Origin of the sequence: Pseudomonas sp. NPDC087336 (assembly GCF_044744285.1) — a bacterium.
GTDB lineage: Bacteria > Pseudomonadota > Gammaproteobacteria > Pseudomonadales > Pseudomonadaceae > Aquipseudomonas.
Window position 1 is genome coordinate 21,130 of sequence record NZ_JBIUYA010000038.1, and the last position, 21,915, is coordinate 43,044.

A 21,915-nucleotide genomic window follows, 5' to 3' on the forward strand; every position below is an offset into this window, starting at 1 on the left:
GTCCGGTCTCAAGCTGCCTGTTTTGCAGTGACGAAGGCCGCAAGGCTCGTCACGTTACTGAAGTGGTTGCGCGTGTCCTTGGCGTCGGCATCGATCTTGATGCCGTACTTTTTCTGGATGGCCAGGCCCAGTTCCAGGGCGTCCACCGAATCCAGGCCCAGCCCTTCGCCGAACAGGGTCTGATCGTCTCCGATGTCCTCGGCGCTGATGTCTTCGAGGCCAAGGGCGTCGATGATCAGGTTCTTTATTTCACGGTGCAGATCGCTCATCTTCGGCGAGCTCCTTGATAAAGTAAGAATGCAAATAATCGTTGAGCTTGCGCGAGGCCTGGGGGGGCGGGCCTAGCGCTGCGAAGGCCTGGGGATCTATATCGTCCCCGACGCGTAAACTGAAGTGTACGCGGCGCTGGGGGATCCGATACCAGGGCTCGGCCTTGGTCAGTGTGGTCGGGCTGACCCTGATCACTACGGGGGTGAGGATTTTCGCACCACGCACGGCAATTGCCGCGCCCCCCCGATGAAAGGCGGGCGCCTGGCCTGGCTGGGTGCGCGTGCCTTCGGGAAAGATGATCAGGGTCTGACCTTGCTTCAGCGCATCGGCGGCGGCATCGAGCATGTCCATGCTGCCGTCGTTGCTGATGTATTCGGTGCGACGCAGGGGGGTGCGGGTGAACGGGTTATCCCAAAGGCTTTGCTTGACCACGCAGTTGGCGTGGGGAACCTGCCCGATCAGGAACACCACATCGATCAGCGATGGGTGATTGGCAATGATCATCTGGCCGGGCCGCCCGAGTTTTTCCGCGCCTTGAATCTCGTAGGTCAGCACGCCGGCGCGGGCCATGAAGCGGACGAACAACCAGAAACAGCGGCTGACAGTTTGACGCGCCCGCAACCGGTGGGTCTGGGCGTCACCCGGCAGGCAGGCCAGCAACGGAAAAATCACCAGGCGCAGGCACAGGCCGCCCAGCCCGAACAGGGCGAAGCTCGCGGCAGTGGCCAGCAGGCGCCAGTAATAGGCATCGCGGTTTTTTTCAGTCACAGGTTGCGTTGCCAGGTCCATACACGATTTTTCCAGGCATGTTGGCAGGTGGTTTGCGGGCCCAGCAGCGTGCACAACAGGTTCAATGCATGGGGCCAGCGAGCGTTGGACAACGCATCCGTGGCGCTGTTCAGGGACAACTGCCAGTCATTACCCGGGGTAATCAGCAGGCCGACGGCATAAGGGAAGGGCACATCGTCGATCCAGGCCGAATAGGCCTCTGGCGGTTGCTCTTCGGTGACCACCAGTAATACCGCGGGTGAGCCTTCTGCCAGCAGGGCCGCAGCCTCCAGCATGCCGTGTTCAAGGCCGTCGCCTGCGGCGGCCAGGGCAGTCATTTCGCTGGTTTCACCGCGCATGATCGACCACAGGCCGATGATCGCGTTATGCACCGACAGGCTGAACTGGGTCGGCGACAATGGCTGGTCGACGGCCAGGTCGCTGAGAATGTCGAAGGTGCGCGGTGTTTCGCCGTGGCGGGAAACAAAGACCAAGGGCAGGTCCTGATGACCTTCGGCCAATGGCCAGCCGACACTGAATGCCATTCGCGCCAGGCGGCTGAGCCGCCGCCGCTGCATGGCTGGCAGGAACGAAACATCGGGTGCGGCATCGCTGGCCGGCAACATCAACGGTTGCCGACACCAGGTCTGCCAGTCATCCACGCTTTCAAGCCCCGGGGCCCAAGCGCGCCACTGGGCGATGTTGAAATTGATCACAGACATTCAATCCCGCCCTTGCAGGCTTCCTGACGCGGTGAGTGGCGCAACGGCACGGCACACCCTGCGTGGCGCTTGGCGCCAAGTGGTGCGCATTATCCCGGTGCGACGAACGTGTAGCAAATACTGGTTACGTTTTGCTCAATCAGTTGTGCCGGTCAGTTCGCAAAAATTGAACGTTTGGCAATTATTCACATTTTCATCGGGCCGTCTGTCGGCTTTGGCCACGGTTCACATAGGCACCAGCGGCTGTTTTGACCAGAAAAAGCCGCTGACTGTGTAGTCCCTGTGCGTGCGAGGTAGCGAAGCCATGCCGTGCACCACTACACTCGGTCATTCTTTGATACACGGAGGTTTTGCAATGCGGCGCGTGGTGTTCAATCAGAAAGGTGGCGTGGGCAAATCCAGTATTGCCTGCAATCTGGCGGCGGTCAGCGCCAGCGAGGGCTATCGCACCCTGTTGGTCGATCTCGATGCCCAGGCCAACTCCACTCAGTACCTGACGGGACTCACCGGTGACGATATCCCGATGGGTATTGCCGATTTCTTCAAGCAGACCTTGTCATCCGGGCCTTTCTCCAAGAAGAACCAGGTCGACATCTACGAAACGCCGTTCGACAATCTCCATGTCGTGACCGCTACCGCCGAGTTGGCGGACTTGCAGCCCAAACTTGAGGCCAAGCACAAGATCAACAAGCTGCGTAAATTGCTCGAAGAGCTTGATGAAGATTACGACCGAATCTATCTGGATACGCCGCCGGCATTGAATTTTTATGCGGTTTCGGCGCTGATTGCCGCTGATCGTGTATTGATCCCCTTTGATTGCGACAGTTTCTCCCGGCAGGCGCTTTACGGTGTGCTGGCTGAAATAGAAGAACTGAAAGATGACCACAACGAAGGTCTGGAAGTCGAGGGCATCGTGGTCAACCAGTTCCAGGCCCGCGCCAGCCTGCCCCAGCAAATCCTCGATGAATTGATCGCCGAAGGCCTGCCGGTGCTGCCGGTGTACCTGGGCAGCTCGGTGCGCATGCGCGAATCCCATCAGGCCAACACGCCGCTGATCCATCTCGACCCGCGGCACAAGCTGACGCAGCAGTTTGTCGAGTTGCACAATCTGCTGGAAAAAAGCTGAAGATCAAAAGATCGCAGCCTGCGGCAGCTCCTGCACAGGCTGCGATCGTTTAGACTCCCTGGCTTCGCAACCAGCTCATCAATTGCGGTAATGGGAACGCCCCGCTCTGGCGCGCCACTTCCCGGCCGTTCTTGAACAGAATCAGGCTCGGAATCGAGCGAATCCCCAACTGCGCCGACAATTGCTGGTTCGCCTCGCTGTCCAGCTTGGCCAGTCGACACTTGCCGGCCAATTGCCCTGCCGCCTGCTCGAACACCGGCGCAAACGACTTGCACGGCCCGCACCAGTCCGCCCACACATCCACCAAAAGCGGCAGATCGCCCTTGATCTGACTGGCGTAATCGCCTTGCTTGAGTTCGAAGGGCTTGTTCAGCAGGACCTCGGCCTTGCAGCGTCCGCATTTCGGATGGTCACCCAGGCGCTCGGCGGGAATACGGTTGAGGCCGTTACAGTGGGGGCAGGGGATGAGGAGTGGTTCAGTCATGAGGTATATCCAGTGAGAAGCGAGTAATCCTTATCTGGAGCCACCCGCTCGGATTTTCAATCGCGTGGCACCTCACGACGAACAACTGATCTCCAGATGCTTGCCCCACTCCGGCGGCCTCTCGGCGTAGCTTTCCATCCCCGGTTGTTCCTCGAACGGCTTGCTCAGCACGGCGTGCAGTCGGCGAACTTCCGAGTAGTCGCCACTTTGCGCCGCATCGATGGCCTTCTGCGCCAGGTAGTTGCGCAGGATGTACAGCGGATTCACCGCATGCATCCGCTTGCGACGCTCCTCCTGATCCACCTCGCCTTCACGGGCCACACGGGCGACGTAGAGCTCGCCCCAGGCATCAAAACCCTTGAGGTCGACGAAGTCATCGCGCAAACGGGCGATGGCCGCTTCGGGTGAGTCATCGCCCAGGCGCCGGAAGAACAGGCTGTAATCGACGGCGCTGTTCTGCATCAGTTGCAGCAGATGCTCCAGCAGCTTCTGGTCGTCGTCCTCGGCGGTGGTCAGGCCCAGGCGGCGGCGCATCAGGTCCAGGTAGTGGGCCTGGAACAGCGGCAGATACAGGCCGAGGGTTTCGCGCAGGGCTTCGACGCTGATGAACGGTGTCAGGGCCTGGGCCAGGGCGCTGAGGTTCCACTGGCCAATGGGCACCTGGTTGCTGAATGAATAGCGGCCCTGGTCATCGGAGTGGTTGCAGATGAAATTGGCGTCGAAGTCGTCGAGGAAGGCGAATGGGCCGAAGTCGAAGGTAATGCCGAGGATCGACATGTTATCGGTGTTCATCACCCCGTGGCAGAACCCGTAGGCCTGCCACTTGGCGATCAGTTCGGCGTTGCGCTCGACGATTTCGCGGAACATCGCCAGGTACGGTTCCGGTTGTTCCAGGCACTCGGGAAAGTGCATGGCCAGAACATGCTCACCCAGCACTTTCTGCTGCTCGGGGCGTTTGGTGTAGTAGAAGTATTCGAAATGCCCAAAGCGCACATGGCTCGGTGCCAGGCGCAGGACCATGGCCGCGCGCTCCTGTTTTTCGCGCCAGACCGGGGTGTCGGAGCCAATGACGCAAAGCGCCCGAGTGGTCGGGATATTCAGCGCCTGCAAGGCTTCGGAGGCGAGGAATTCGCGGATCGAGGAGCGCAGCACTGCGCGCCCATCGCCCATGCGCGAAAAGGGTGTCTGACCGGCGCCCTTGAGGTGCAGGTCCCAATGCTCGCCGGCCTCGTTGTACACCTCGCCCAGCAACAGGCCGCGGCCATCGCCCAATTGCGGGTTGTAGGAACCGAACTGGTGACCGGAATAGACCATCGCCCTGGGAATCGCGTCAGCCCAGAGTTTGTGGCCGCTGAACAGCTCGGCGAACTCTTGGGTTTCGGCCACGGCAGGGTCGAGGTCGAGTAACGCCATGGCAGCCGGACTCGCGACCACCAAGCGCGGGTTATCGATAGGTTCGGGCAGCACGTGGGCAGAAAACGCATCGCCCAGGCGGTCGAAGCGATTGTCGAAGGTCAGTTCGTCGAGGGCTTTCAAGGGCCGGCTCCAGCAGAATGTCCGAGCATTCTGCTGGGGAATGGCCGGTTAGTCGAGTTTGGCGGCAGGCGGTTCTTGCGCCGACTTACCGTCGACCAATGGCACGATGGTTTTCGCTTCCGGTTCGATCGGGACCATCTTGTATTCCTGGCCGTGGAGATTCTTCAGGTAGACCTCCATCTGGCGGAACGAGATGTTGATGTGCTGCTTCTTGAACTCGCGGTTGATGAAGCGGTTGACCTCGTCGAGCACCGGGTTGCGGTCGCCGAGGTCGCGCACATGCATGCGCAACTCGTGGTCGAGGGTGCTTTCGCCGAAGTTCAGGAAGTACACGTGCGGCTCGGGTTCCTTGAGGACCCGCGGGTTTTCCCGTGCGGCTTTCAACAGCAGCTCTTTGACCAGATCCAGGTCCGAGCCGTAATCGACCCCGAGCTTGAGCGTCACGCGGGTGATGGTGTCGGTCAGCGACCAGTTGATCAGTTGCCCGGTAATGAACGTCTTGTTCGGGACAATGATGTCCTTGCGGTCGAAGTCGGTGATGGTGGTGGCGCGGATGCGGATCTTGCTCACCGTGCCCGACAGGTTGCCGATGGTGATGGTGTCGCCGATGCGCACCGGGCGTTCGAACAGGATCATGATGCCGGATATGAAGTTGGCGAAGATCTCCTGCATACCGAAGCCGAGGCCGACCGATAGCGCCGCGACCAGCCATTGCAACTTGTCCCAGCTCACGCCGAGGGTCGACAGGGTCGAGACGAAGCCGATACCGGCGATCACGTAGGACAGCAGCGTGGTGGTGGCGTAGGCGCTGCCTTGGGCCAGGTTCAGCTTCGACAGCACGAACACTTCCAGCAGACCGGGCAAGTTACGCGCCAGGGCAAAGGTGATGCCGATGATGATCAGCGCGCCGAGCATGTCGCCGATACTGATCGGCACCATGCTCATGTTGGCGCCGGTACCGCTGGTGTATTCGTAGAGGGTGACGTTGTCCAGGTACGAGAACACCGTGATCAGGTCGGCCCAGACCCAGTACAGCGCAGCGATGAAGCCGCCCAGCAGCGCCAGGCGAATCAGGCGCAGGGATTGTTCATTGACCTTCTCGATGTCCATCGTCGGTTCTTCGATGACCGCTTCGCCATCGCCGGCCTCTTTCGCCGCCTGGCGTTTGGCCAAGGCGCGCTGGTAAGCCAGGCGGCGTGCCGCCACGCTCAGGCCGCGCACGAAGGTCGCTTCGATCACCAGCCAGAACATCAGCAGGTAAAGGGTGTTGATCAACCGGTCACTGAGTTTGAGCGCGGTGTAGTAGTAGCCGAAGCACACGGCCACGAACAACGCGATAGGCAGTGCGGTAAACACAATACCCAGGGCCTTGCGGAACAGCGAGGCGTTTTCGTGGGTCGGGCTGCTGATCAGCAAGCGACTGAGCAGCCAGGTCATCAAGGCGTAGCAGATCAGTACCACCGGCATGCCAAGCACGTCATCAGCCAGTGCCGCCGGTTGCAGTTCCGCCACCGCCACCACGGTGACCAGCGCCATCACCACCATGCCAAGGCGACGGACCCAGCCTCGCAGGAACTCCACCTGGGGTTTTTCCCAGCGGAAGTGCAGTTCCGCCACGCCACCCGGCGCAAGGATTCGGTAAGCGGTGTAAAACACCAGCCAGGCCCCGGCCATTTGCAGCAATGCCGCGCCCATGCTCGCGTTCTGCCCGCGGGCGTCGATTTGCAGGGCCAGGCCACACAAGGCGAGGCCCAGCGACACCGGCATTGCCAGCAGGATGTTGATCAAAATGGCCTGGGGCGTGTGCCACTGGCTGTCACGCTTGAAATGGCCGATGTCCTGGTGAACCTTGTTCAGGCGGGCATACAACTGCTTGCGTCGCCATAGCAGAGCGCCAATCAGCAGCGCCAGCGGCAGGAATAGCAGGGGGCGCTGGGTCAGGCCGTCGACCAGTTCACTCAGGCTCGAAGCCCAGGGCAGGGTATCGACCTGGCGGTTCAGGCGTTCCGGAACGGCGCGCATCCACTCCACATCCAGCGGCTTGTTGCTGGGAATCCAGAACATCTGCTCATCGAGTGTCGCCCGCAGGCTTTGCGCAGTACTGAGCAGTTGCTTCTGGTTCAGTTGCAGGGTGATGGATTCGTTGAGCACCGCGCTCAGTTCGCGGTTCAGCCGCTCCAGCAGGTCGGCACGGGTGGTGGCCAGCTCCAGCAGGGTTTTGCGCAGCTGTGGCGTGACTTGCTCGGGCGGCTGAGTCGACAGCAAATTATCGACGTAGGTCGCCGGGTTGCTGAGCAGCTCCCGTTGCTGGCTGACTTCGAATTGATACAGGCGAATGTCGGCGATCTGGTCCGCCAGGTCACGGTCGACCCGAAGGCGTGGCAAGGCCTGTTTCTGTTTGTAGAGAATCTTGGAGAGCAGCAGGCTGCCCTTGAGCACGTTTATCTGCTCGTCCAGGGCTGAATCGCTCTGGGTCAGGCTGTCCAGTTGTTGTTTGGTTTGCAGGTTTTTCTGCGTGACTTCGTTGAGACGGTCGGTGCTTTTGAGCAGGTAGTCCGAGAGCTTCAGGTTGGCCGTGCTTTCGACGGCCAGCAGGCTGCTGCCGCCGGCCTTCTGTGCTTCGATCGATTGCTGGGTGACCGTTTCCTGTGACTGTGCGAGGCGCTTCTGGTTGATCAGGTTTTGCAGTTCTTGGATTTCCTGATCCAGGCGATCGGACTTTTCCGTCAACAGATCATGCTGGCTGTTACCCAGGTCTTGCAGCTGGGTATTGCCCGCCAGTTCCTGGCGGCGCAGCGGGATCAGGGCGTTCAATGCCGTGAGCTCGGCATTGAGCTGGTCGCGCTGCTCGGCGCTCAGGGTCTTGCCGGCGTCTTTGCCGGCCTTGAGGATGTTGTTGATCTGCTGGATGCGCGTCTGGCTGGCGGAAATTTCCGCTTGGGCGCGTTCGGGCCGAGTCTGGGCGGTAATGATCAGGCTGTTGGCGTCGCCCAGGGCTTTTTGCAGATCACTTTGCTGGGTCGCACGTTCGGTGAGCAGTTGCTCAAGTTGCTGAATCGACTCTTTGGCAAAACGTTGCGCTACCGGTACTACGCTGCTGGCCTTCAGGCGAGCCAGTTCACGCTGGTTCTCAATAGTCAATTTGGGCGCACTGGCCAGTTGTTGCTTGAGGTCGACCAGCTTCTGCTCGTAATCGCGCTTGTTGTTGAGCTGTGTCAGCGTGCTCTGCAGGACGGACTGCAGGGCCTTTTGATCGGCTTCCGGCAGTTTGCGGTCCGCGATCTTGTCCAGGCTCGCCTGCACGGATTCGCGGGTGGGCGGTTCGGCGGCTTGTAATGTACCGACAGAGAGGCTCAGGCCCAAAAGGACCATGACGAAAAAGGTGCGCAGGCTTGACATAGTGACCGATCGAAAACGAGACGAAGAATGGAGTTTAGAGGAAGAGTCCCGGGCCGGGGCGACTTCCTTCGGGGAATCTGACGCCCACTTTGCCGATCTTGTTCCCCTCCATGACCGCAACGGTCCAGATGGTGTTGTTCCATTCCACCTGGTCACCAACCACGGGTGCCCCCCCTACCTTCTGGGCAATGAAGTGCCCCAGCGACATGTCCGGATCAATGCCTTCGACCTTCAACCCGTACAGGGCGGCAACCGCGGCCAGCTGGGCGTCTCCTTCGAGGACGAAGTCGCCGAAGAAGCGCAAATCGAGGCCGCGTTGCGGTGCCTGGCTGAACAGTTTTCCAAGGGCTGGCAGGTTGTGTTCATGGCCGATAACACACAGCAAATCATCGACTTCCAGCACCGTACTACCCGACGGATGGAGCAGTTGTTCGCCACGAAACAGGGCTGCAATCCGGGTGCCTTCGGGCATTTTCAGCTCGCGAAGGTGCGAACCGATGCACCATTTTTCGGCACCGAGGCGATAAACGAACAGTTCCCACTCGCTGGTGACGTGCACTTCCAGGGCTGAACGGGAGATTGGCGCAGGCTCCGGTGGCACCGTCACCTTCAGCAGCTTGGCGATCCACGGCAGGCTTGTGCCCTGCACCAGCAGCGACACCAGCACGATAAAGAAGGCGAGGTTGAAGTACAGCTGGGCGTTGGGCAGGCCAGCCATCAGCGGGAACACCGCCAGAATGATCGGAACCGCACCGCGCAGGCCCACCCAGGAAATGAACGCCTTCTCGCGTCCGTGGAACGCCTTGAACGGTAGGAGGCCAACCATTACCGATAGCGGCCGGGCAAACAGGATCATCCACAGCGCCAGGCCCAGCGCCGGCAGGGCAATCGGCAACAGATCGTGAGGCGTGACCAGCAGCCCCAGCACCAGGAACATGCCGATCTGCGCCAGCCAGGCCATGCCGTCGAGCATGTGCAAGATGCCGTGGCGGCTGCGCACCGGCCGGTTACCGATAACCAGGCCGCACAGGTAAACCGCCAGAAATCCGCTGCCGTGCAGGGCGTTGGTCAGGGCGAACACCACCAGGCCACCAGCAATGACCAGGATTGGATAGAGGCCGGTGGCCAGGTTGATCCGGTTGACCAGTTGCAGCATCAGCCAGCCACCGCCCAGGCCGATGACGCCGCCGATGCCGAACTCGCGCAGCAGGTGGGTCAGCAGGCTCCATTGCAGGCCGGTCTGGCCACTGGCAAGCATGTCGATCAAGGTCACGGTGAGGAACACCGCCATCGGGTCGTTGCTGCCGGATTCGATTTCCAGGCTGGCGGTTACCCGTTCGTTCAGGCCTTTGCCGCCCAGCAGCGAAAACACCGCCGCGGCGTCGGTGGAGCCGACAATAGCGCCGATCAGCAGGCCCTGGATCAGGTTCAGGTCGAACAGCCAGGCCGCGGCCATGCCGGTCAACCCGGTGGTGATCAGCACGCCGATCGTGGCCAGCGACAGCGCCGGCCATAACGCCACGCGGAAACTCGATACGCGGGTACGCAAACCACCGTCCAGCAGGATCACTGCCAGTGCCAGGTTGCCGACCAGATACGCGGTGGGGTAGTTGTCGAAAATAATGCCGCCGCCGTCGACGCCGGCCGCCATGCCCACAGCCAGGATGATCACCAGGATCGGGATGCCGAGGCGCGACGACAGTGAACTCACCAGAATGCTCGCACCTACCAGCAACGCGCCGATTAAGAACAGGCTGTTGATGGTCGTCGCATTCAAAGGCAGTACTCCGGAAAGGCTGAAAGGCGGGCACAAACTGACCATGCAGTCTGCGTGCCATCGATTCTAACCTGTTGAATTGTGATGCTGTCAAAAAGCTTTGCGCGATTCGCCGGCGGACGTTCGTTGATTTGCGCCATGGCGACGAAGTGCAGGAACCAGATTGGCCAATCACAGTCTCTACAGTTCGCGAGAATGGTCACTGGTCAGGAAAATCAAGGCCTTGCGCCCGTATAACCCTGGCATCCACCGTGACTTTTCTTTATCGTACGCGCCCTTTGAAAATGCCCGGAAAATCAAAATGTTGGAAGCATCCCTAAGCCAATTGGAACAACTGGTCAGCGATCTGGTGCAACAGAACCAGGCCTTGGTCAGCACTAACCAGACCCTGAGCGCCGAACTGGCCCAGGCCAAGGATGAAAACGAAAGCCTGCAACTGAGCCTGATGGAACAGGAAGAGAAACAAGGCGCCACCGTGGCACGCATCCAGGCCCTGGTTGAGCGCGTCAGCGCTGGCCCTGTCGGCGCATGAGTTACGGCGCAGGGGTAAAAGTCGTCTCGATCCTGGGGGAGGACTATTCGATCAGGGCTCCGGCCGGGGAAGAACAGACCCTGCTGGACGCCGCATTGATGTTGAAGGCTGCGCTGGCCGACACCAAGAAGAAGTACCCGACCCTGATCGGTGACCGACTGCTGGTGCTGGCGGCGATGAATCTGTGTTCCCAGCAGATCGAAATGCAAAAGCGCCACAAGCAGGAACTCGACCGTTACCAAGAGCAAGTCAGCGCCACGGTTGAAGTGATCTCCAAGACGATCAATCAGGCCTGATCGGCTTTGCGCACAACCAAAGAATAAATTGTCGGTTTAGTTGTATACAATCGGCACGGCTGTTGCAGTGTTTCAGCCTCTTATTCTTTGGGGGTGCTCCATGCAGTTCTGGCGACGCAGTATTCAGTGGCAGTTGATCTTGAGCATGGGCACCGCCCTGCTGGTCAGCATTCTGATCGTGGTTGGCGTTTATACCCTGGTGGTCAACCGCCTCGCCCAGCGCTATCTGGTCGAGCAGGCACTGCCGTCGAGCATCGAAGCGATGCGCAACGACATCGAGCGCATCCTCGTGCAACCCCTCACCGCCGCCAAGGACATCGCCAGCAACAGCATGGTGCGCGACTGGCTGGCCGCGGGTGAAGACAGTGCCCAGACCAGCACGTTTACCACTTACCTGGAAGGCGTGCGCGCCGAGCACAAAGCCTTTACCGCGTTGATGGTCGGCACGGCGTCCAACCATTACTTCAACGAAAAAGGCCTGGACCGGACCCTCAGTCGTGCCAATCCCAAAGACGCCTGGTTCTATGCGTTCCTCGACAGCGACCAGCCGCGCACCCTCAATATCGACAACGATTCGGCCACTGGAGAACTGGCGCTTTTCATCGACCTTAAAGTCGAGAAGGCCGGGAAGGTCGTGGGCGTTGCCGGACTGGGCCTGAGCATGAAAGAGCTGTCTGAGCTGATCCACAACTTCAGCTTCGGTGAGCGTGGCAAGGTCTATCTTGTCCGTTCCGACGGTTTGATCCAGGTCCATCCCGAGGCGCAACTCAGCGGCAAGCGTACCCTGGCCGAACAGATCGGCGAGCCGGCTGCGCAAGCCGTGATGGGCCAGCTCTCTACTTCCAAGACGTCTGCGTTTGTGCGCGATGACGAAGATTTCCTGGCGTTGAGCCTGCCCCTTCGAGATCTGGGCTGGACCCTGGTGGCCGAAGTGCCACAGTCGCAAATCTACGCCGAAGCCCGTCGCGCCATGTGGATGAGTGGCGCAATTGGCCTGGCGGTGGCCCTGGTGTGCCTGTTGCTGGTGGTATTGCTGGCCCGAGGGCTGGTACGACCGATTCGTCAGGTAACAGCGGCGCTGGTAGCTATCGGTAGCGGTGGTGGAGATTTGACCCACCGGTTAGATTCCAGCCGCGCCGATGAACTCGGTGACCTGGCGCGCGGCTTCAATCGATTCCTCGACAGCCAGCGTGAGATGATTGGCGAAGTACTGGCCACCAGCGAACGCTTGCGTACCGCCGTCGGCCAGGTGGCGCGGGTGGTGGACAACACCGCTGAGCGTTCCGGGCGCCAGCAGGAGATGACGGACATGGTCGCCACTGCTGTCCATGAAATGGGCCTGACCGTGCAGGAAATTGCGCAAAACGCCGGTAACGCGGCAGTCGCTTCACAAAACGCCCGAGATGAAGCCATGCAGGCGCGGGAGGTGGTCGGAGGGTCGATCCGCCATATTGAAAGTATGTCCGACGAAATCGGTGTTGCCGCCAGCGCCGTAGGCGAGCTGGCGAATCAGGTAGCATCGATCGACCAGGTGCTGGCGGTGATTCGCGGGATTTCCGAACAGACCAACCTGCTGGCGCTCAACGCCGCCATTGAGGCCGCGCGGGCCGGGGATATGGGGCGCGGGTTTGCGGTGGTTGCCGATGAAGTGCGCACCTTGGCTCGACGTACACAGGCTTCCACCGACGAGATCCAGCAGATGATTGGCAGCCTCAAGCAGGGCGCGGAGAATGCAGTGTCGTCGATGCACACCGGGCAAGCAGCGACGGGTACGGGGGTTGAGTCGAGCCAGCGCACCGGGGCTTCGTTGACGGCGATTACCGGGCAGGTCGAGCGCATCAGTGACATGAACCACCAAGTGGCGACGGCGACAGAGGAGCAGTCGGCGGTGACCGAGGAGATCAACCGCAACGTGCAGGGGATTTCCGATCTGGCGCGGGCGACGGCGGGGGAGGTCAGGGCTTGTCGGGAGGATTGCCAGACGTTGCAGCGGCTGGCGGATGATCTGGCGCGGCAGATGGGTGGGTTCAAACTCCGCTAACTGATCGTTCCCACGCAGAGCGTGGGAACGATCGGTACGGGTGGATCAGAACCACTCATCCTGCATGCCCAGGCAAACATCATCCCGCGCCTCAAGAATCGCCAATTCATGGTGGCAGGCGGGCACTTCCCACGTCAGGAAGTAACGCGCCGCCTGCAACTTGCCTTTATAGAAGCCCACATCCGCCGCATTCCCTTTGGCCAACCCTTCCTCGGCGCGAACCGCCTGTTCCAGCCAGCGCCAGCCAATCACGGTGTGGCCGAACACTTTCAGGTACAGCGCCGAGTTCGCCAGGCTGCTGTTGACCTTGCCCTGGGCCAGGTCTGTCAGCAGGCCAATGGTCACGGTTTGCAGGCGTGCCACCAGTTTCTCCAGCGGTTCACGCAATGCAGTCAGCGATTCGTGGGCTTGTGCGCGCTCGGCGGTGTCGGCGATCAGGCGGATCAATTGCTTGAGCCCCGCGCCGCCGTTCTGAGCCAGTTTGCGCCCCAGCAGGTCCAGCGACTGAATGCCGTGGGTGCCTTCGTGAATCGGATTCAGGCGGTTGTCGCGGTAGTACTGTTCCACCGGGTATTCGCGGGTATAACCGTGGCCGCCGAGGATCTGGATCGCCAGTTCGTTGGCCTTCAGGCAGAACTCCGACGGCCAGGATTTGACTATCGGGGTCAGCAAGTCCAGCAGCTCATGGGCCTGTTTGCGTTCGGCTTCGGTCTCCAGCGTCGTGGTGTCATCGAACAGCCGCGCCGCGTACAGGCCGAGGTCGAACGAGCCTTCGACGTAGGCTTTTTGCGTCAGCAACATGCGTTTGACGTCGGCGTGCTGGATGATCGCCACCGGCGCGGTGTTCGGGTCCTTGCTGTCGGGCACACGCCCCTGGGGGCGTTCGCGGGCGTATTCCAGCGAGTACAGATAGCCCGCGTAACCGAGCATCACCGCGCCCATGCCGACGCCAATGCGCGCTTCGTTCATCATCTGGAACATGTAGCTCAAGCCGTGGTGCGGCTTGCCCACCAGATAACCGACGCACTCGCCGTTATCGCCGAAATTCAGTGCGGTGGAGGTGGTGCCGCGCCAGCCCATCTTGTGGAACAGCCCGGCCAGCAGCACGTCGTTGCGCTTGCCGAGGCTGCCATCATCGTTGACCAGGAACTTGGGCACGATAAACAACGAAATGCCCTTCACACCGGCGGGTGCATCCGGCAGCTTGGCCAGGACCATGTGCACGATGTTTTCCGACAGCGGGTGGTCGCCGCCGGAGATGAAGATCTTGTTGCCCTTGAGTCGATAGGTGCCGTCGGACGCAGGCTCGGCCCGTGTACGAATATCTGACAGCGACGAGCCTGCGTGGGGTTCGGTCAGGGCCATGGTGCCGAAGAAGCGACCGTCGATCATCGGCTGCAGGAAGCGGCGTTTCTGCTCCTCGGTACCGAAGCTTTCAATCAGGTTGGCCGCGCCCATGGTCAGGAACGGGTAGGAGGTCGACGCCGCGTTGGCCGATTGAAAGTGCGCGAAGCAGGCTTGCGACAGCAGGGTAGGAAGTTGCATGCCGCCAGCGTCGAAACTGCGTGCAGCGTTGAGGAATCCTGCTTCGAGGAAAGCGTCCACAGCTGGTTTCACTTCCGGAATCAGGATTGCCTGGCCGTCCTCATAACGCGGCTCGTTCTCGTCACCCTTGCGGTTGTGCGGGGCGAAGAGCTTCTCGGCGATGTTGCGGGCAGTGCCCAAGGCGGCATCGAAGGTTTCGCGATTGTGTTCGGCGAAACGCTCGCGCTGGGTCAGGCCCTCGGCATCGAGGACTTCATACAGCTCGAAAGCCAGATTGCGGGAACTGAGCAACGTCTCGGACATGGCGGCCTACCTTTTATTGGGATGGGCCGAGTCTAGGCGTGGGAATGGAGGGTGAACAGGATGATTGATGGTGGTGATAAAGGGGCAGAATGAGGCGAGGTAAAGATCGTTCCCACGCTCTGCGTGGGAACGCCTCAAGGGACGCTCCGCGTTCCAGCCACACTGCCGATTCGAGCCTGGCACCGATGGGACGCAGAGCGTCCCGGGCTGCATTCCCACGCGGAGCGTGGGAACGATCATGTGAAGGGAGGGTTAGCCGATGGTCATCAGGCTGGCATTACCACCCGCCGCAGCGGTGTTAACGCTCAAGGCACGCTCGATCACCAGACGCTCCAACGCAATGTTGGTCTCACCCTGCGACAAGCCCTGAACCCCGACAATGGCACCTGCACGTTTAGCAACCTGCTGGCAAACCGCACGCAACTGGTCGGAATGGCCGTGATGCAGAACCGCATCAATCACCACGTCGTCCTTGTTCCAGTCGGCAACCAGCTTGATGCGTGCCTGAATGTCTTTCGGCAGACGGGCAAGCAAGGCCTTGGTCAGTTCAGCTTCCGGCCATACCGCCGAACCGCCGACAGCCAATACCGCAGCCAATTGCGTCAGCAGATCGCCTTCGACTTCTGCCAGGCACAGTACGTGTTCGCGCGGCAGGATCGCATAGCTGTTGCGCTCGCCGGTCGGACCGGCCAGCAAGCGGGTGATACCGCTTTGCGATTGTGCGGCGAACTGCATGCACAGGGTGCTCAGGTCGGCGAACTTGTTGCTGTCAGCCCAAGCTTTGAGGGCGGTCAGCGGTTTGCTCATGGCGTCACGCAGACGAACGTCTGGTGCGGCAATGGCATCGCCACGGGCGAAGGATTGTTCGATCGCATCGGTAGGGCGAGTCGACAGCAGGCGGTACAGGTACAGCGGACCACCGGCTTTCGGGCCAGTACCCGACAGGCCTTCGCCGCCGAATGGCTGCACGCCGACCACAGCGCCCACGATGTTACGGTTGACGTAGACGTTACCGGCATTGACGTTGTCGATCACCTTGGCGATGGTTTCGTCGATACGGGTGTGCACGCCCAGCGTCAGGCCGTAGCCGGAAGCGTTGATCTGGGCGATCAGTTGATCGATGTCCTTGCGCTTGTAGCGCACCACGTGCAGCACTGGGCCAAAGATCTCCCGTTGCAGTTCGTCGAAGCTTTCCAGTTCGATCAGCGTTGGCATCACGAAGGTGCCGCGTTTCACTTCTTCGGCGTCGGCGATGGCCACCTGGTACACGCTGCGACCTTTGTCGCGCATGGCCTGGATGTGTTTCTCGATGCCAGCCTTGGCTTCGGCGTCGATCACCGGGCCGATGTCTACGGACAGGCGTTCAGGGTTGCCGAGGCGGCTTTCAGCCATGGCGCCCTTGAGCATTTCGATGACGCGGTCGGCGGAATCTTCCTGCAGGCACAGCACGCGCAGGGCCGAGCAACGCTGGCCGGCGCTGTCGAAGGCCGACGACACCACGTCGATCACCACCTGTTCGGTCAGTGCCGAAGAGTCGACGATCATCGCGTTCTGGCCACCGGTTTCGGCGATCAGCGGAATCGGACGACCCTGGCTGTCCAGGCGACCGGCAATGTTGCGTTGCAGCAGGCGCGCAACTTCAGTGGAACCGGTGAACATCACGCCTTTGACGCGATCGTCGCCCACCAGGCCGGCGCCGACGGTTTCGCCACGGCCCGGCAGCAGTTGCAGAACGCCTTGCGGAATTCCGGCTTCGAGCAGCAGGCGCACGGCTTGAGCAGCCACCAGCGGCGTCTGTTCCGCAGGCTTGGCCAGTACCGGGTTACCGGCAGCCAGTGCCGCAGCCACTTGGCCGCTGAAGATCGCCAGCGGGAAGTTCCACGGGCTGATGCACACCACGGGACCCAGAGGGCGGTGGGCGTCATTGGTGAAATCGTTGCGCGCCTGCACCGCGTAGTAACGCAGGAAGTCCACGGCTTCACGCACTTCGGCGATGGCGTTGGCGAAAGTCTTGCCGGCTTCGCGAGCCAGCAGGCCCATCAGCGGCTGGATCTCGGCTTCCATCAGATCGGCGGCGCGTTCCAGGATCGCAGCGCGTTCGGCCGGCGGGGTGGCCTGCCAGATCGGTGCGGCGTTCAGGGCGCACTGGATTGCGTTGTCGACGTCATCGACGGTCGCTTCCTGTACATGGCCAACCACGTCACGCAGGTCGGACGGGTTCAGCACCGGCGCAGGGGTTTCAGTGCTGGAAGCGCAACCGAGCATCGGCGCGGCCTTCCAGTTGTTGTGCGCGGTGGCCAGCAGGGCGCAGGACAGCGAAGCCAGGCGATGTTCGTTGGCCATGTCGATGCCGCTGGAGTTTGCGCGTTCGCAGCCGTACAGGTCACGCGGCAGCGGAATGCGCGGGTGCGGCAGGCCGAAGCCACCTTCCACGGTCGCCATCTGCTCGATGCTCGCCACCGGGTCGGCCACCAGCTCCTGGATCGAAATCGACTGGTCGGCGATACGGTTGACGAACGAGGTGTTCGCGCCGTTTTCCAGCAGACGACGTACCAGGTAAGCCAACAGCGTTTCGTGAGTGCCGACCGGTGCGTACACGCGGCACGGACGGTTCAGCTTGCCTTCGGAAACCTTGCCTACAACCTGTTCGTACAGCGGTTCACCCATGCCGTGCAGGCACTGGAACTCGTACTGGCCAGGGTAATAGTTCTGGCCGGCGATGTGATAAATGGCCGACAAAGTGTGGGCGTTGTGGGTGGCGAATTGCGGATAGATGACTTCCGGCACCGACAGCAGTTTGCGTGCGCAAGCGATGTAGGATACGTCGGTGTACACCTTGCGGGTGTAGACCGGATAGCCTTCCAGGCCTTCGACCTGGGCGCGCTTGATTTCGCTGTCCCAGTACGCGCCTTTCACCAGGCGGATCATCAGGCGATGACGGCTGCGGCGAGCCAGGTCGATCACGTAGTCGATCACGTACGGGCAACGCTTCTGATAAGCCTGGATCACGAAACCGATACCGTTCCAGCCCGTCAGTTGCGGTTCGAAGCACAGGCGCTCGAGCAGATCCAGCGACAGCTCCAGGCGGTCGGCTTCTTCGGCGTCGATGTTCAGGCCGATGTCGTATTGCTTGGCCAGCAGGGTCAGCGACAGCAGGCGCGGGTACAGCTCATCCATCACGCGCTCGTACTGGGCACGGCTGTAGCGCGGGTGCAAGGCCGACAGCTTGATCGAAATGCCCGGGCCTTCATAAATACCGCGACCGTGGGACGCTTTGCCGATCGAGTGGATGGCTTGTTCGTACGAGGCCAGGTACTTCTGCGCGTCGTGCTCGGTCAGTGCGGCTTCACCGAGCATGTCGTAGGAATAGCGGAAACCCTTGGTTTCGAACTTGCTGGCGTTGGCCAGGGCTTCGGCGATGGTTTCGCCGGTGACGAACTGCTCGCCCATCAGGCGCATCGCCATGTCGACGCCCTTGCGGATCATCGGTTCGCCGCTCTTGCCGATGATGCGGCTCAGGGACGAAGTCAGGCCCGCTTCGTTATGCGTGGACACCAGCTTGCCGGTCAGCAGCAGGCCCCAGGTCGCAGCGTTGACGAACAGCGACGGGCTGTTGCCCAGGTGCGGATGCCAGTTGCCGGTGCTGATCTTGTCGCGGATCAGCGCGTCACGGGTACCTTTGTCCGGAATACGCAGCAGCGCCTCGGCCAGGCACATCAGTGCCACGCCTTCCTGGGACGACAGGGAGAACTCCTGCAACAGGCCCTGAACGATACCGGCACGGCCGCCGGCGCTCTTCTGGTTGCGCAGTTTTTCCGCGATCGAGGCAGCGAGCTTGTTGGTGGCCTCGGCCATCGGCGCCGGCAGGCGAGCCTGCTCGATCAGCATCGGCACCACTTCGGGTTCCGGGCGACGGTAAGCGGCGGTGATCGACGCGCGCAAGACCGATTGCGGCAGGATGCTTTCGGCGAATTCGAGGAAACACTGGTGCGCGTGGTCGACATGGATATCGCCCGCTTCATCAGTGTCCCTGGCAATACCGTTCAGCTCGGACAGGGTTGCACCACCCTCGAGTTTTTCCAGGTAATTGAAAATTGCCTGCTTGATCAGCCAGTGCGGCGTGCGATCAATCGAGGTCGCGGCGGCCTTGAGGCGTTCGCGGGTCGGGTCATCGAGTTTGACCCCAAGGGTGGTGGTAGCCATGTTTTTATCCTCATGTTTGCCACGACTGCGTGGCATCAGCTGGCGCCAAGATTAGCCGTGCGATGAATGAGGTGCAACCGGGTGCAACCCTTTTTTTGCTGGAATAAACGGCAGTTCGTCAGGAAATAAATTCCGCTGTACCAATGCTGAATCGTCTTGGAGCTTTTTAGATTGGTTGGCGCTCGTTCTTGCTCCGAAAAGGAGCAAAAAACCCGGTTCAAATTAAATTTCCGACTGGGTGCAACTTATTCGCCAGAAATGGGTTGCACCTTATTTGCTTTGTTGAATAGCATTCGCGCCCAAGGTGCAACCAGTCCAAGACGGGTGCGCCGGCCGATGGCTTTCCTGGGGAAACATCGGTCATAAATGCGCGGGATCGCGGATCGTCTGTCAAACGTCACCGTTTGCCAGCGATTCATCAGCCGCCGCTACATAAAAACAAAGCCAGGGCGTCACTTAAATGAGCGTAAGCAATCCAACCCTGATCACGTTCGTGATCTACATCGCAGCAATGGTGCTGATCGGCTTCATGGCCTATCGCTCTACCAACAACCTTTCCGACTACATCCTGGGCGGTCGTAGCCTGGGCAGCGTCGTGACCGCGTTGTCCGCCGGTGCATCCGACATGAGCGGCTGGTTGTTGATGGGCCTGCCGGGCGCCATCTACATGTCCGGTCTGTCCGAAAGCTGGATCGCCATCGGCCTGATCGTCGGTGCTTACCTGAACTGGCTGTTCGTCGCCGGCCGTCTGCGCGTGCAGACCGAGCACAACGGCGATGCGCTGACCCTGCCGGACTACTTCTCCAGCCGTTTCGAAGACAAAAGCGGCCTGCTGCGGATCATCTCCGCCGTCGTGATCCTGGTGTTCTTCACCATCTACTGCGCATCCGGCATCGTGGCTGGCGCTCGTCTGTTCGAAAGCACCTTCGGCATGTCCTACGAGACTGCGCTGTGGGCCGGCGCTGCGGCGACCATTGCCTACACCTTCGTCGGCGGTTTCCTGGCGGTGAGCTGGACTGACACCGTACAAGCGACCCTGATGATCTTCGCCCTGCTGCTGACGCCGATCATCGTGCTGCTGGCTACCGGTGGCGTCGACACCACGTTCCTGGCCATCGAAGCGCAGGACGCCAGCAACTTCGACATGCTGAAAAACACCACCTTCATCGGCATCATCTCGCTGATGGGCTGGGGCCTGGGCTACTTCGGCCAGCCGCACATCCTGGCGCGTTTCATGGCGGCCGATTCGGTTAAGTCGATCGCCAAGGCCCGTCGCATTTCCATGGCCTGGATGATCCTGTGCCTGGGCGGTACCGTGGCAGTAGGCTTCTTCGGCATCGCTTACTTCTCGGCACACCCTGACGTGGCCGGTCCTGTGACCGAAAACCACGAGCGTGTGTTCATCGAACTGGCGAAAATCCTGTTCAACCCATGGGTTGCCGGCGTTTTGCTGTCGGCCATTCTGGCGGCGGTCATGAGCACCCTGAGCTGCCAGCTGCTGGTGTGCTCGAGCGCCCTGACCGAAGACTTCTACAAGACCTTCCTGCGCAAATCCGCTTCCCAGGTTGAACTGGTCTGGGTCGGCCGCGCCATGGTACTGCTGGTTGCCCTGATCGCCATCGCCATGGCAGCAAACCCGGAAAACCGCGTACTGGGCCTGGTGAGCTACGCCTGGGCAGGTTTCGGTGCCGCGTTCGGTCCAGTCGTACTGATCTCCGTGATCTGGAAAGACATGACCCGCAACGGCGCACTGGCCGGCATCCTGGTCGGCGCGATCACCGTGATCGTCTGGAAGCACTTCGAACTGCTGGGCCTGTACGAAATCATCCCTGGTTTCATCTTCGCCAGCCTGGCGATCTACATCGTCAGCAAGCTGGGCACGCCGACTAGCGGCATGCTGCAGCGCTTTGCTGCGGCTGAGGCGGATTTCCGTCTGAACAAGTGATGGGGATGAGCTGAGGCTCTGAGCTTTCGCAAAAAACGGCCCGTCTCCTGTAGGAGGTGGGCCGTTTTTTTTGGACTGAATTCAGATCTGAGTCTGCAGCATCGTCAGTCTTGCGAAATTTCCGGGCAAGGTCCTAGGACGTTTCCTTCAAGACGTAGCGGTTTCCATGAACTGGTGGAGCGTGGGTTTCATGGATAGTCTTCGATGGTCACTGACAATTCAGTGGTGGGGTGTAGGAACCCTTCAATACCGACGGGAAGCACTTAGCGTCAATACTTGGTTTGCGGTCGTTTATGTGCGTCCGTAAGATCAGTTGCGGCGGCTATGCGCGGGCACGCTTCGGCGTGGTCGAGTTTTCCCAAGGTCTCGATATTCCTACCCCGCGCTTAGCTGCCACCCTAGCCTGTAGGAAGGCTGATGGCAGCTCCGATTCATCTTTGGGAGCTACTAATGAAAACAATTCACCCCGATCCGCCCTACGAAAAACCAACTCCCCATCCCGACAACCGCTTCATGGCATTGACCAGCAACTGCACCGATATGCCCACCCTATTCGTCGACACCCACGCGCCACTCGACGTCCTTGCGGACGCCGCAAACTACAGAGTCCGCGCAGTTACCCAGGTGCTTGAGAACCTGTCCATGCGCGGTTCCATCGAGTGTGAGTCTTTTATCCTCAGCGACTTTGCATTGCTCTGCGCCATTCCGCTGCGCGATGGCTGTGACGTGCTGGATGTGGTTGGGCGGCGATTGCGGGCGCGGCCTTCAGCAGGGGCGTAGGCCTCGCCTATGGATGGAATTCGTACATGTAAAAAATGGTTCGCAGCTTGATAGTGCGGGCCTTTTTTTTGCAGGCCAGCTTCGAAATCAGGCATTGGCCCCCCAATATCCGTGGTCCTTTTCAGTGCGGCTCGTAAGACATTTCCTGATTTTCTCAACCGTCTTGAGTTTCCTCCCTGTCCACGTAC

General features: G+C 60.5%; 15 protein-coding genes and 1 pseudogene. 7 read left to right on the top strand and 9 right to left on the bottom strand.

Annotated elements, in window-relative coordinates; genetic code table 11:
- Positions 1 to 8 precede the first annotated feature (8 nt).
- The 3 genes from ACIO0C_RS27305 to ACIO0C_RS27315 are packed head-to-tail and all read right to left on the bottom strand — an operon-like array spanning position 9 to position 1,760.
- Positions 9 to 269 (bottom strand): phosphopantetheine-binding protein, encoded by a 261-nt coding sequence (locus tag ACIO0C_RS27305; RefSeq protein ID WP_401316943.1) that lies wholly within the window; start codon positions 267 to 269, stop codon positions 9 to 11.
- The gene (locus ACIO0C_RS27310; RefSeq protein WP_401316945.1) at positions 250 to 1,059 is read right to left on the bottom strand and encodes a lysophospholipid acyltransferase family protein; all 810 of its coding nucleotides are present in this window, start codon (positions 1,057 to 1,059) and stop codon (positions 250 to 252) included. Before ACIO0C_RS27310 ends, ACIO0C_RS27305 begins: the two co-directional genes overlap by 20 nt.
- Positions 1,035 to 1,760: a beta-ketoacyl synthase chain length factor gene (locus ACIO0C_RS27315; protein ID WP_401316947.1), complete on the bottom strand. Its 726-nt coding sequence runs from the start codon at positions 1,758 to 1,760 to the stop codon at positions 1,035 to 1,037. Before ACIO0C_RS27315 ends, ACIO0C_RS27310 begins: the two co-directional genes overlap by 25 nt.
- A 355-nt stretch (positions 1,761 to 2,115) precedes the next feature.
- Between ACIO0C_RS27315 and ACIO0C_RS27320 the strand changes: the two genes are divergently transcribed.
- Positions 2,116 to 2,886, top strand: coding sequence for a ParA family protein (locus ACIO0C_RS27320; protein WP_401316949.1), 771 nt, complete (start codon positions 2,116 to 2,118; stop codon positions 2,884 to 2,886).
- A gap of 49 nt (positions 2,887 to 2,935) precedes the next feature.
- Here the strand turns inward: ACIO0C_RS27320 and trxC are convergent, their stop codons facing one another.
- The 4 genes from trxC to ACIO0C_RS27340 form a co-directional block, all read right to left on the bottom strand.
- Positions 2,936 to 3,370 carry a thioredoxin TrxC gene (gene trxC / locus ACIO0C_RS27325; protein ID WP_401316952.1) on the bottom strand — a complete coding sequence of 145 codons (435 nt, stop codon included), beginning with the start codon at positions 3,368 to 3,370 and terminating at the stop codon, positions 2,936 to 2,938.
- Positions 3,371 to 3,442: 72 nt separating this feature from the next.
- Positions 3,443 to 4,906, bottom strand: a complete 1,464-nt coding sequence (gene selO / locus ACIO0C_RS27330; protein WP_401316955.1) for a protein adenylyltransferase SelO — start codon at positions 4,904 to 4,906, stop codon at positions 3,443 to 3,445.
- 48 nt (positions 4,907 to 4,954) lie between these two features.
- A complete protein-coding gene (mscK, locus tag ACIO0C_RS27335) occupies positions 4,955 to 8,305 on the bottom strand; it encodes a mechanosensitive channel MscK (RefSeq protein WP_401316958.1) in 3,351 nt (1,116 codons plus the stop codon).
- Positions 8,306 to 8,339: 34 nt separating this feature from the next.
- Positions 8,340 to 10,082, bottom strand: a complete 1,743-nt coding sequence (locus ACIO0C_RS27340; protein WP_401316960.1) for a potassium/proton antiporter — start codon at positions 10,080 to 10,082, stop codon at positions 8,340 to 8,342.
- A 301-nt stretch (positions 10,083 to 10,383) separates the two neighbouring features.
- Between ACIO0C_RS27340 and ACIO0C_RS27345 the strand changes: the two genes are divergently transcribed.
- The 4 genes and pseudogenes from ACIO0C_RS27345 to ACIO0C_RS27360 all read left to right on the top strand — a co-directional run bounded on the left by ACIO0C_RS27345 (position 10,384) and on the right by ACIO0C_RS27360 (position 12,951).
- Entirely contained in the window at positions 10,384 to 10,614 is a 231-nt protein-coding gene (locus ACIO0C_RS27345; RefSeq protein ID WP_180203959.1) for a hypothetical protein, read from the top strand.
- Positions 10,611 to 10,910 (top strand): cell division protein ZapA, encoded by a 300-nt coding sequence (locus ACIO0C_RS27350; RefSeq protein WP_008058206.1) that lies wholly within the window; start codon positions 10,611 to 10,613, stop codon positions 10,908 to 10,910. The genes ACIO0C_RS27345 and ACIO0C_RS27350 overlap by 4 nt, the downstream gene beginning before the upstream one ends.
- A 145-nt stretch (positions 10,911 to 11,055) precedes the next feature.
- Positions 11,056 to 12,087 (top strand): annotated as a pseudogene (locus ACIO0C_RS27355) (cache domain-containing protein); the annotation flags it as partial.
- Positions 12,088 to 12,219: 132 nt separating this feature from the next.
- Complete coding sequence (locus ACIO0C_RS27360) at positions 12,220 to 12,951, top strand: methyl-accepting chemotaxis protein (protein ID WP_401316993.1); 732 nt, start codon at positions 12,220 to 12,222, stop codon at positions 12,949 to 12,951.
- A 45-nt stretch (positions 12,952 to 12,996) separates the two neighbouring features.
- On the opposite strand, the gene ACIO0C_RS27365 is transcribed toward ACIO0C_RS27360, so the two are convergent.
- Together ACIO0C_RS27365 and putA are read right to left on the bottom strand one after the other, a co-directional pair.
- Positions 12,997 to 14,799, bottom strand: coding sequence for an acyl-CoA dehydrogenase (locus ACIO0C_RS27365; protein ID WP_401316963.1), 1,803 nt, complete (start codon positions 14,797 to 14,799; stop codon positions 12,997 to 12,999).
- A gap of 252 nt (positions 14,800 to 15,051) precedes the next feature.
- A complete protein-coding gene (gene putA, locus ACIO0C_RS27370) occupies positions 15,052 to 19,002 on the bottom strand; it encodes a trifunctional transcriptional regulator/proline dehydrogenase/L-glutamate gamma-semialdehyde dehydrogenase (RefSeq protein ID WP_401316965.1) in 3,951 nt (1,316 codons plus the stop codon).
- 460 nt (positions 19,003 to 19,462) lie between these two features.
- On the opposite strand from putA, the gene putP reads away from it, so the two are divergent.
- Positions 19,463 to 20,947 carry a sodium/proline symporter PutP gene (gene putP, locus ACIO0C_RS27375; protein ID WP_401316967.1) on the top strand — a complete coding sequence of 495 codons (1,485 nt, stop codon included), beginning with the start codon at positions 19,463 to 19,465 and terminating at the stop codon, positions 20,945 to 20,947.
- A 450-nt stretch (positions 20,948 to 21,397) separates the two neighbouring features.
- Complete coding sequence (locus tag ACIO0C_RS27380) at positions 21,398 to 21,727, top strand: hypothetical protein (RefSeq protein ID WP_401316968.1); 330 nt, start codon at positions 21,398 to 21,400, stop codon at positions 21,725 to 21,727.
- Positions 21,728 to 21,915: the final 188 nt, after the last annotated feature.